8 protein-coding genes and 2 pseudogenes are annotated in these 11,490 nt (G+C 33.4%); 4 read left to right on the forward strand and 6 right to left on the reverse strand.

Going from position 1 to position 11,490, the window contains the following annotated elements; all coding sequences use genetic code 11:
• Positions 1-16: 16 nt before the first annotated feature.
• From B3J26_RS02440 to B3J26_RS02460, 5 genes are read right to left on the reverse strand one after another with little or no spacing between them, the layout of a single operon-like run.
• Positions 17-2,281, reverse strand: coding sequence for a multicopper oxidase domain-containing protein (locus B3J26_RS02440; RefSeq protein WP_291073066.1), 2,265 nt, complete (start codon positions 2,279-2,281; stop codon positions 17-19).
• 12 nt (positions 2,282-2,293) lie between these two features.
• Positions 2,294-2,740, reverse strand: a complete 447-nt coding sequence (locus tag B3J26_RS02445) for a hypothetical protein (RefSeq protein WP_280051322.1) — start codon at positions 2,738-2,740, stop codon at positions 2,294-2,296.
• Positions 2,741-2,785: 45 nt separating this feature from the next.
• The gene (locus tag B3J26_RS02450) at positions 2,786-5,437 is read right to left on the reverse strand and encodes a copper-transporting P-type ATPase (RefSeq protein WP_280051323.1); all 2,652 of its coding nucleotides are present in this window, start codon (positions 5,435-5,437) and stop codon (positions 2,786-2,788) included.
• Positions 5,438-5,460: 23 nt separating this feature from the next.
• Positions 5,461-6,282, reverse strand: coding sequence for a DUF3347 domain-containing protein (locus B3J26_RS02455; protein WP_291073069.1), 822 nt, complete (start codon positions 6,280-6,282; stop codon positions 5,461-5,463).
• Between the two features lie 10 nt (positions 6,283-6,292).
• Positions 6,293-6,865, reverse strand: coding sequence for a helix-turn-helix domain-containing protein (locus tag B3J26_RS02460; protein ID WP_291073070.1), 573 nt, complete (start codon positions 6,863-6,865; stop codon positions 6,293-6,295).
• 323 nt (positions 6,866-7,188) lie between these two features.
• On the opposite strand from B3J26_RS02460, the pseudogene B3J26_RS02465 reads away from it, so the two are divergent.
• Positions 7,189-7,653: pseudogene (locus tag B3J26_RS02465) on the forward strand (DUF4256 domain-containing protein); the annotation flags it as partial.
• Between the two features lie 230 nt (positions 7,654-7,883).
• Here B3J26_RS02465 and B3J26_RS02470 read toward each other — a convergent pair.
• A complete protein-coding gene (locus tag B3J26_RS02470) occupies positions 7,884-8,612 on the reverse strand; it encodes a metallophosphoesterase family protein (protein WP_291073072.1) in 729 nt (242 codons plus the stop codon).
• 229 nt (positions 8,613-8,841) lie between these two features.
• Between B3J26_RS02470 and B3J26_RS02475 the strand changes: the two genes are divergently transcribed.
• The 3 genes and pseudogenes from B3J26_RS02475 to B3J26_RS02485 form a co-directional block, all read left to right on the forward strand.
• On the forward strand, positions 8,842-9,711 hold the full coding sequence (locus B3J26_RS02475) for a heme/hemin ABC transporter substrate-binding protein (RefSeq protein WP_291073075.1): 870 nt from the start codon (positions 8,842-8,844) through the stop codon (positions 9,709-9,711).
• A gap of 16 nt (positions 9,712-9,727) precedes the next feature.
• Complete coding sequence (locus B3J26_RS02480; protein ID WP_291073076.1) at positions 9,728-10,759, forward strand: FecCD family ABC transporter permease; 1,032 nt, start codon at positions 9,728-9,730, stop codon at positions 10,757-10,759.
• Positions 10,759-11,463 (forward strand): annotated as a pseudogene (locus B3J26_RS02485) (heme ABC transporter ATP-binding protein); the annotation flags it as partial. The gene B3J26_RS02480 and the pseudogene B3J26_RS02485, both read left to right, overlap by 1 nt.
• Between the last annotated feature and the right edge of the window lie 27 nt (positions 11,464-11,490).

Below are 11,490 nucleotides of genomic sequence, written 5' to 3' on the forward strand. Positions count from 1 at the left end.
TATACTATTTATATTTCTAATAAACTAACCTCAATCCTACACCGAATCCCATATCGCTATCGTAATGAGTTCTGATGTGCATATTTCTGTTCAAGATATAGCTCAACTCGCCCATATATTCTTTATCTGTATTCCACATAAAACCAGCGCGAACTCGTTTTGAAATTGGAATATCCTCTCTCATCAGTTGCAAACGAACTTTTCCTGTTTGATAAATTTCGGTCTGAAAATCAATTAACATTGGTAATTTATACACAAAACCAGCACTGAATAATCCTTTGTTTCTATCTGTTTTTTGACCAAAAATATTCTTTTCTACAATTCCGTGGTCTGTTAACATTTTGTGTTGATTCCAATCAAAACCTACAAAAACTTGAAACCATTGATTTCGATCAATAAAACGTCCCAAATGTGTTTCTACTTCATAACCGTGTTCTGGTTTGTAACCAATTCCCCACTCCGAAGTAAAAGCCCAACGTGCATCTTGCACCATCAACATACCATCTAAACCATTTGTAGCGAAATCATTTTCTACCATAACATGCTTCATATTACTTTCCATTTGCAACATTTTATAAGCATGTTTTTTATTTGGTAAATTAGGATTTTGATAATCTCCAACCTCAAAAACGCGATTCATTCCGCCCATCATGTGATACAAAATATGACAATGGAAAAACCAATCACCTTCTGTATTTGCCTCAAATTCGATGACATTTGTTTCCATCGGCATAATATCCAACACGTTTTTCAGCGGAGAATATTCACCATTTTTATTAATGACACGAAAATCGAAACCATGTAAATGCATTGGGTGACGCATCATCGAATTGTTATATAAGGTAATACGCAGAATCTCACCTTTTTTGACTGGAATTTTATCCGATTCCGAAAACACTTTGTTATCCATACTCCACACATAACGATTCATATTTCCTGTTAATTCGAAACGCATTTCTTTTATTGGAGCATCTTTCGGAAGTGTTGTGTTTTCAGGTGATTTTAGCATTCCGTAATTTAAAGTGGTAATGTTTGAGGATGTATTTCCGTGCGAAGAATGATCCATTTCAACCATTTCTGAATGATTCATTTCTTGATGCTTTTCTACCGAATCTTTCTTTAATTTTTTAGATTTCTTTTTCGATTCACCAGAAATTTCAGGATACATCACCGTATTCATGTCCATTTGCTGCAAGCTCATTTTCATGCCCATATCGTTCATTGTTCCGTCCATATTCATCATGTCGTTCATCATCTTCATTCCTTCGAAATATTTTAATTTCGGAAGTGGTTCCATCAATTGTTTCTTTCCTTCACCAATGAACAATGAAGCCGAACCTGTTCTATCTTCAGAAGTTGCTTGAAATTCATACGACAAACCACCTTCGGGAACTGTAACTACAATATCATAAGTTTCGGAAACACCAATAATCAAACGATCCACCTCTAAAGGTTCTACGTCGTTTCCATCATTTGCTACAACCGTAATTTTTCCACCCGCATAACGCAACCAAAAATAAGTTGATGCACCACCATTCGAAATGCGTAAACGTACTTTATCTCCTGCTTTGAATTGTTTCAGTTGACTTTCATTCTGAGCATTTATCAAGAATTTTTCGTAATAAACATCGCTCACATCCATCGCCAACATACGCTTCCATTCGTTGGTCAATTTTGTTTTGAAATGACCTTCTCGAATTGCTTCAGCATAACTTTGCGTAGAACCTTTTTTGATTCCCGCCCAATCATTTGCATTATGCAACATTCGCTGAATATTTTTTGGATTAAGATCTGTCCATTCGCTCAACATCACAGGAATTGTAGGTAAATCATCAATTCCTTTTCGGAACGTAGGATCATTTTCGCGTTTCTTCAAAATCATCGAACCGTACATCCCGATTTGTTCTTGATAACCCGAATGACTGTGATACCAATGCGTCCCGTTCTGAATAATCGGAAACGAATACGTGTACGTTTCACCAGGTTTAATCCCCATCTGCGTCAACATCGGAACTCCATCTTCCTTATTCGGCAACCACACGCCGTGCCAATGCAAAGAAGTATCTTCATTCAATTTATTATGTACACGAATGACAGCCGTATCACCTTCCGTAAACTCCAAAGTTGGCATAGGAATTTGACCATTTACCGAAATCGCTCTTTTCTCTTTTCCTGAAAAATTAACAATGGTATCACGTACATATAAATCGTATTCAACACGTTTTTGTGCCTGTAAAGCAATCACCAACGGAATAAAAAGTAAACAAAGTAATTTCCTCATGAGAATGATTTATTATAACTGACTATACTTCTTATAATTCTCCTCATTTTCGAAATAATCAACATTTCCTTGTTGATCTTTCAAAACAATATACGCATTCGCTTTATCAATTTCCTTTCCTGTAAAAGGATCTTTTGCTTTACGCGCAGTTTCATCATTCGGAATTCTTTCTACACACATATTACAACATCCATAATAGGTTTTTCCGTCATAAGGAACTTCGAACTGATTTTTGCCCATATACGCGTTGTTCACCATACAAACTTGCTTATTCGGAACTTTATCTCCCACATTGTAAGCCAAGTTTTCTGTATTTGGAGACATTTGCATATTCATATTTTCTTGATGCTCTACATGAGTAGTTTCTGGCGATGATTTTTCTTCATCTTTCTTTGAACAAGACACTAAAAAAAATGTTGCTAAAACAGAAATTCCAACAATCGATTTTATATTTTTCATTATTTCAATTTTTATTTTTTATCAATTTTCACTTTTATATTAAACCTAAATTTTTGCTCTATTTAATCGAGCAGCATTTAAAATGACAGAGACAGAGCTCAAACTCATCGCAGCTGCAGCCACCATTGGTGATAATAGAATTCCGAAAAATGGATACAATAATCCTGCTGCAACTGGAATCCCTAATACATTATAGATAAAAGCAAAAACTAAATTTTCTTTAATATTTCGCATCATTTTATGACTCAATACAATACTTTTATACACGCCAATCAAATCACCTTTCAATAAAGTAATATCCGCACTTTCAATAGCCACATCGGTTCCTGTTCCCATCGCAATCGAAACATCAGCTTGTGCCAATGCAGGAGCATCGTTTATTCCATCGCCCGCCATCGCAACCACTTGTTGTTTGTCTTGCAAATCTTTGATCGTATTCAGTTTTTCTTGAGGTAAAACTTTCGCTTTAAAATGCTCAATACCGACTTCTTTAGCTACTTTCAAAGCTGTTTGCTCATTATCGCCCGTCAGCATCATTACATCTACTTTTTGCGCTTTTATTTTATGAATTGCTTCTTTCGATGATACTTTTATTTCGTCAGAAATTTCAAATGCAGCCAACACTTTTCCGTTTACACCCAAGAAAGATAGAGTGTTCGTACTATCCACTTTTGGTACTTGAAGCCCTGCAAATGTCATCAATCCTTCGTTACCCAAATACACTTCTTTTCCGTCTACCAAACCTTTTACTCCTTTACCTGCTAAATCTTCAAAATTCTGAATCGAATGCAAGTTCAAGCTTTCTTTTTCAGCCGCATGAACAAAAGATTGCGCCAATGGATGTCCACTATTTTGGTTCATACTTGCTGCTAAAAGCAATACTTCATTTTTATTTGCTCCTTCAAACGGAATGATATTCACCACTGCAGGTTTTCCCTCAGTAATCGTACCTGTTTTGTCAATCGTTAAAGTTGTTACTTTGTTCAAGCGCTCTAAAGCTTCGGCATTTTTTACCAAAACACCATTTTTTGCACCTTTACCAACTGCAACCATCACCGACATTGGCGTAGCCAAACCAAGGGCGCATGGACAAGCCACTATCAACACCGCTAAAGCATTAGCAATGGCAAATGCCACACGATTTTCATTGCCAAAAATCCACCATGCAAAGAAGGTTACTAAAGCAATAACCATAACAGTAGGTACAAATATTTTGGAGATTTTATCAACGACTTTTTGAATCGGAGCTTGACTTCTACTTGCTTGATTCACCATATCAATGATTTGGGCCAATAAAGTTTCTCCACCTACTTTGGTTGCTTTCATCAAAAAGGTTTTACTTCCATTTATTGTTCCCGCAACCACTTCATCGTCAACCGTTTTTGAAACAGGAGTTGGTTCACCCGAAATCATACTTTCATCAATATCTGCAAAACCTTCGGTTATAATTCCATCAACAGGAACTTTATCCCCTGGTTTTACACGCAGAATATCATCTAATTGAATTTGATCAATACTTACCTTTTCTTCTTTTCCATTAACAATTCTAAAGGCTTCATTCGGTGATAATTTAATCAACTCTTTTAAGGCTGAATTGGTTTTAGAATGTGCTTTTGCCTCCAACATTTGTCCCAACATTACCAATGTTAAAATCACTGCTACCGACTCAAAATATAACGCTACTTGACCGTGATGCGTTTTGAACTCCGAAGGGAATAAATGTGGAAAAAATAAGCCCACTACCGAATACAAAAATCCAGCACCAGCACCCAAACCGATTAAACTGAACATATTGAGATTCCATGTTTTGAAAGAAACCCAAGCTCGTTGGAAAAATGACCAACATGTATAAAAAATGATGGGTAAACACAGTGCAAACTGAATATAAGCTGATATTTGAGGACTCACAATTTTGCCAATTGGGTTACCTGGTAGCATTTCGCCCATTGCTAAAATGAAAATAGGAACGGTTAGCACCATAGAAATCCAAAACATTTTTCGGGTATGATGATAGGCATCATCAGTCGAATCAGTTTGTACCATAGGAATTAGATCCATTCCACAAATCGGACAAAAACCAGGTTGATCTTTGATGATTTCGGGGTGCATCGGACAGGTATATTCGTTTGATAAGTTCAACTTTTCTTCTTTTATCAAATGCATTCCACAAACCGGACAATTACCAGGTTTGTCGTAAGTTTTATCACCTTCGCAATGCATCGGACAATAATATTCGTCGCCAGAATTTGCTTTTTTAGGAGCTATTGCAGATGTAACTTCATTTGTATTGTGTTGGGCATGTGAGCAATTCGCGTGATCGTGCTTTATTGTTTCTGTTACTTCTTGTTTTTTATGTGAACAAGAAGCCTCATCGACAGTCGAATTAATTTCTAAATTTTCCTTTTTCATCAAATGCATTCCACAAACCGGACAATCTCCAGGTTTGTCGTAAGTTTTATCACCTTCGCAATGCATCGGACAATAATATTCGTCTACAACAATTTCCGCTTTTTTGTGTGAACACGAATCCGAAATTGATTTAGACTCGTTAGATAAGGTTTCGGTAGTTGCATTTTCGGATATTTCTACCAAAAACATCCCGCATTTCGAGCATTTATCTCCTTGATTACCGATCACTTCTGGATGCATTGGACAAGCATAACCTGGCGATTTTTTGTGCATTTGATGATTTTCCATTTAAATGTTTTTTTTAAATTGGTTTACAATTTATCAACTGTGCTTCCACATGTCAACATCATATTTCCGTAAAATGGATTTTTAATATCCGAATCTTTACTCAACCAATTCGAACCTCCATTAAACATTGGACAATTTTGATAATAAACCGTGTAACCAAGATTTGCTTTTTGAGCTAATTTGTACATTGATTGTGATAATTTTGCAAAATTTGAACGTTGTTTATCAATATTTTTTTCTTGAACTAATTGTTTCGAAGTTGCTTCTAAATCATTCAAAACTTCCATCCAAACCATATGCGATTCATGCGAAAGTTTACCCATTTCTACAGTAGAAAGTGATTGAGAAAATACTGTAATTTGTTTTGAAATTTCACTTTCATTTGCTTTTACAAAGGCATCTTTCAACGAAAAGTAAGCATCAAAAACTTGTGATAATTGATTTTTTTGTTGAGAATTTTCAGTTTGATTATGATGAGAATGATCCATTTCTTGAAGGTTCATCAACATTTTTTTATCCCGAGAATATTGACAATCTTTTTCCAATTTTGCATAAGCTTCATCAGGCGCCATATACTCTGAGTTATCAAAACCTGCTAGCGCAATATTTTTCAAGATTTCGTTCGATTTTGTTTTTGCTTTATTATATGAAATCGAAGCCGTTTGAGTAGTTGCATTAAAATCTACTTTCGAAATTCGAGGTTGATTACCAGCTTTTTCAATTAATTCTTTTGCATTTGCACAATTTCCTTGCACTTGAAATTGTTTGGTTTCTTGATTTTTAAATTGTGCATTTGCTGCAAAAGCAAGAAAACTTCCGATGATTAAAAAACTATATTTTTTCATGATTTTTAATTTAGATTTTATCAATTGGTCGACGCGTATGTTTGCTCAATTGTTTGAAAACAGACGGCGTCAAACCAGTTACTTTTTTGAATTGTGCACTAAGATGTGCCACACTCGAATAATTCAATTGAAAAGCAATTTCACTCAATGATAATTCATCATAAATCATTAATTCTTTCACTTTTTCGATCTTTTGTTGAATAAAATATTTCTCAATTGTTTGCCCTTCCATTTCCGAAAAAAGATTCGAAATATATTTATAATCTAACTTCGTTTGTTCGCTCAAATAATCAGATAAATTGACTTTCAGTTCGTTATTTTCTTGATGAACAACTTGAATAATCAATGTTTTGATTTGTTCAATCAACTTGCTACGTTTATCATCGATTAATTCAAAACCAACCTCTTCCAATTCATTTCGAACCAATTCTAATTGATCAGAATTTATCGGATTTTTCAATTCAACTTCTCCCAATTCGATATGATTTGTTTCGATGTTATTCATCTTCAAAATTCGTCCAACCACTACTTTACAGCGATGACAAACCATATTTTTTATAAATAATTTACTTGTATTTTCCATAATATATTCTTCGAAATTGAGCGATTTAATTCACTTAAATTTACAAAATCTTATGTTACAAATTTCGTACAACTTCATTTCAAAAGATTATACAATTTGGAAGATGATGTATATAATTTTCAGATTAATCATTTATCATTAACTTATTCTTGATAAATGAATTACCAAAATCATCTGTTTTTTAAATATATTTGGTTAGAAAATAATTTCTCAAAACAATAAATTCTATGACAAAAAACGGACTAATTCCAGCAGAGCAACAAAACTGCATTCAAATTTTGAAAGAGCTTTTTGAGAAAAATATGCATTGACATCTAAATTTAGATTGGCAAAAAATAGAAGAAAAAATCATTAATCAACCGGAAAAGATTTGGTCATTACATCAAATGGAAATTACTGGTGGTGAACCTGATATTATTTTTTATGAGGATAAAACAGATGAGTATTATATTGTAGATTGTTCGGCTGAAAGTCCGAAAGAGCGTAGAAGTTTGGCGTATGATTACGAAGGACAGACGTCTCGTAAAGAACATCAACCAAAAAATAATGCGATTGATGTCGCAAAAAATATGAAAATTGAATTATTGACCGAAGAAGAATATCGTTTGTTGCAAGCTGTAGAAATTGTCGATCAAAAAACGTCAAGTTGGCTAAAAACACCTGAAAAAATTAAAGAATTAGGCGGTGCTATATTTGGCGATTATCGTTACAGAACTGTTTTTATTTATCACAACGGCGCACAATCGTATTATGCAGCTCGTGGTTTTAGAGGAATTTTAAAAGTTTAGAAAAGTATGAAATTTGCATTTCCATTAATTGTTTTCCTTCTTGGTTCAATTCTATTTATTATTGGCATTATGTGTAAAATCACACATTTTTACTTTATTATTTCTGCCAATTTGATGTTATTTTTAGCTTCCATTATTCAAATCATTGGAATTATCATATTCATTTTCAAATTAATTATTCCTCTTAAAAAAGACACTTCTATAAATTCTTGATTGCATCAAAACCAAGATTATTTCTTTAATAAAAAATCACCATAAAAATCAGGAATATCGCTCGAATAAATAGCAGATGCAACTTCATCTATTGGATAATCAACCTTGATAATTTCAGCTTCAATCTTCTGCTCATCCAAAGTTAGAATTGTATAAGTTGCTTTCCTATCATCTTCCTTGCTTCTGCCTACAGAACCACTATTTATGAATAAAATATTCGAAACCTGCTGAATATAAGATTGATGCGTATGCCCCATCACCAAAGCATCTATATTTTTATCTTTCAAATAAGAATACATCTTTTGCTTATCATCGGTTTCGTAAACATATTGGTCATTGGTCTCTAAACTTGCATGAACAAGTAATATTTTCTTAAACGAATTCCCAGTTTTAAATACCAATTCAAGTTGATAAGGTAAATTGCCTAACCATTCTTTATGTTCTAAACTGATGGTTCTTTTACTATGATTAATCGCTTCAAATCTATTTTTAGTTTCAATATCGTCATGATGTAAAAGCGGAAATAAAGGTAAATCTAACGCAATTCGCTCATCGTGATTTCCTAATAAACATGGAATTTTATTCTTGATAAAAAAAGAAATAACTTCATTACTCCAAGGTGCAAAATCAACTAAATCTCCTAAACAATAAATTTGATTGATATTCTTATCCTTAATATCCTTTAAAACTTCATTCAAAGCCAATAAATTTCCATGAATGTCACTAATAATTGCAATCTTCATCATTTCTTCCCACATTAAAAAAACTAATTTAGATTTTTTATTACAAACTAAAAAACAATTATTCTCTCCAATTCTATGATTATTATCAAATTACTTTTATCTCTAAAACAATATTTACAGATCAATTAATTTTAATTGCATACATTTATTTTAAATTATTCTAAATAAATATTGCCTAACTAAATCTTTTTCCTAATATTTGTATTTTAATTTAGACTTAATACAAATAATAATGAAGAAACTATTTATTTCCACTGCAATATTAGCTTTATTAGCAAGCTGCACGAATAAAGATGCAAAAAATGAATCGACTGAAGAGGTAAAAACAGAGAACACAATTTCGAACGAAAAAATTGTTTCTTTAAATGGAGCAATTACTGAAATTTTAGCTGATTTAGGAGAAGAAAATAACCTTGTTGGTGTTGATGTAACAAGTACCTACCCTTCTTCTGTAAAGGAAAAAGCGACAGATTTGGGACATACTCGCTCTTTGTCAATCGAGGCTTTATTGGCTTTGAAACCAACAAAAGTATATGCGACAGATAAAGACTTGAATCCAGAACAAATTGCACAACTAAAAAATGCTGGAATTCAAACTGAAATTATCAAACAAGATTATTCAGTTGAAGGAACGAAAGAGTTAGTAAAAACAGTTGCAACTTCGCTAAACAAACAAGATTTTGATGCTATTAACACTAAAATTGATACAGATTTAAAAGCTGTAAAAGCTTTAGCTACAAAACCAAAAGTATTGTTCATTTACGCTCGTGGAGCAGGAAACTTGATGGTTGCTGGAACAAACACACCAATGGAAAAAATTATTGGAATTGCTGGTGGACAAAATGCCATTACAGAATTTGAAGATTTCAAACCATTAACGCCAGAAGCAGTTGTAAAATCAAATCCTGATTATATTTTGATGTTTGACAAAGGCTTAGAAAGTATTGGTGGCGTTGACGGCGTACTAAAATTAGAAGGTGTAGCTTCTACAAATGCAGGAAAAAACAAAAAAATCATCGCGATGGATGGTCAATTGGTTTCTGGATTTGGACCACGTGTTGGACAAGCAGCAGCGCAATTAAATCAATTACTTCAAAAATAAAAAAGTCTAAAACAATATGTATCCGCAAATCAGAATACATCTTTCTTTGTTAAGTTTAGGCATCTTTGGTCTTGCAATTCTTGCATTATTTCTGGGTGTTTATCAATTTAACGAATCCATCCTATCCATCATCAATAAAGCGATTACCAATAGAACTGCCATCAACGACAGCGATTATTATGTGCTTTTCGATTTACGATTACCACGTATTATTATGTCTATTTTAGTTGGCTCAGGTTTGGCGGTTGCGGGAACTTGTCTACAAGGTATTTTCAAAAATCCATTGGCATCTCCAGACTTGATTGGGATTACATCAGGAAGTATTTTATTTGCTGCAATTACGATTGTTTTGGGAGGATATATCAAAGATTTTGTTCCAGAAATTATTCATTACTCATTGCTTAGTTTGATGGCATTTGTCGGTGCTATGTGTTCCACAGTTTTTGTCTATAAAATTTCTTCACATCATCAAAAAACAAATATCACCATTTTACTGTTAGCCGGAGTTGCTATTTCTACCTTATGCGGATCTGCAACCGGATTGTTAACCTATCTATCATCAGAAGAAGAATTACGCAACCTAACATTTTGGACATTAGGTAGTATTGCGAGTGCTAACTGGGACAAAATCTTAATTTTAGGAATTGTTATTAGCATCAGTTTTTACTTTTTAATTGGAAAAGGAAAAATATTAAACGCGATGATGTTGGGCGAAAAAGATGCTGAACATTTGGGAATTAATGTCGAGAAAACAAAAAAACAAATCATCGTTTTTTCAGCTTTATTGGTTGGTACAATTGTTTCTTTTACAGGAACAATCGGATTTGTAGGATTAATCGTTCCGTATATTTTACGTTTAATCTTCAAATCGAATTATGTTATCATTCTTCCTTTATCTGCATTTTTAGGTGCAATTTTAGTCATTGTTGCAGATACAATCAGTCGAACATTGGTTGCTCCATCCGAAATTCCAATCGGTATTTTAACTTCGTTAATGGGCGCGCCAGTTTTTATTTCAATTTTAATGAATTATAAAAAATCATTGTAATGTTAGCGGTAGAAAATATTAATTATCAACACAAATCATTCAAGATTTTAGATACGATTTCGTTTGATGCAAAAGCAGGAAAAATGATTGCAATCGTTGGGCCAAATGGTGCAGGAAAATCTTCTTTATTGAGCTATATCGCGAATGAAATTGAACCAAATGCTAATCTAATTCGACTAAAAGACGTTGCCTTAAAAAATTGGAAAAAAGAAGATTTACCGCAACATAAAGCAAAGTTTTCGCAACATCAACCAACTGATATTCCGCTTACAGTGAAGGAAGTTGTATTGATGGGACGTTATCCATATTTCCAAAATTCACCTCAACAACAAGACATCAATTCAGTTGATTATTGGATGACCAAAACCGATATCAATCATTTAAAAGACAGGGATTACATTCATCTTTCTGGTGGCGAAAAACAGCGTGTACATTTGGCGCGCGTTTTTGTGCAATTGGAAAATGAAGTCAATCAAAAACTACTATTATTAGACGAACCTTTGAATAATTTGGACGTTTCTCATCAATTTAATTTGTTAGAAATTCTAAATGATTTTAAACAAAAAGGAAACCTAGTAATTTTGGTGATGCACGACCTTAATTTGGCTTCTCAGTTTGCTGATGAAGTGATCTTAATGAACAAAGGAAAAATTGTTTATCAAGATAGTCCAGAAAAGGTTTTCCAACCAGAAATCATTTCCAAAATTTATAGATTTCCTTGTACCATTTGT

It is taken from the genome of Empedobacter sp. UBA5987, assembly GCF_002429865.1.
Taxonomy (GTDB): domain Bacteria; phylum Bacteroidota; class Bacteroidia; order Flavobacteriales; family Weeksellaceae; genus Empedobacter; species Empedobacter falsenii_B.

Excerpts from the sequence above, each read along its gene's own strand:
- B3J26_RS02440 (WP_291073066.1), bottom strand. The coding sequence starts at position 2,281 with ATGAGGAAATTACTTTGTTTACTTTTTATTCCGTTGGTGATTGCTTTA.
- B3J26_RS02445 (WP_280051322.1), bottom strand. The coding sequence starts at position 2,740 with ATGAAAAATATAAAATCGATTGTTGGAATTTCTGTTTTAGCAACATTT.
- B3J26_RS02450 (WP_280051323.1), bottom strand. The coding sequence starts at position 5,437 with ATGGAAAATCATCAAATGCACAAAAAATCGCCAGGTTATGCTTGTCCA.
- B3J26_RS02455 (WP_291073069.1), bottom strand. The coding sequence starts at position 6,282 with ATGAAAAAATATAGTTTTTTAATCATCGGAAGTTTTCTTGCTTTTGCA.
- B3J26_RS02460 (WP_291073070.1), bottom strand. The coding sequence starts at position 6,865 with ATGGAAAATACAAGTAAATTATTTATAAAAAATATGGTTTGTCATCGC.
- B3J26_RS02470 (WP_291073072.1), bottom strand. The coding sequence starts at position 8,612 with ATGATGAAGATTGCAATTATTAGTGACATTCATGGAAATTTATTGGCT.
- B3J26_RS02475 (WP_291073075.1), top strand. The coding sequence starts at position 8,842 with ATGAAGAAACTATTTATTTCCACTGCAATATTAGCTTTATTAGCAAGC.
- B3J26_RS02480 (WP_291073076.1), top strand. The coding sequence starts at position 9,728 with ATGTATCCGCAAATCAGAATACATCTTTCTTTGTTAAGTTTAGGCATC.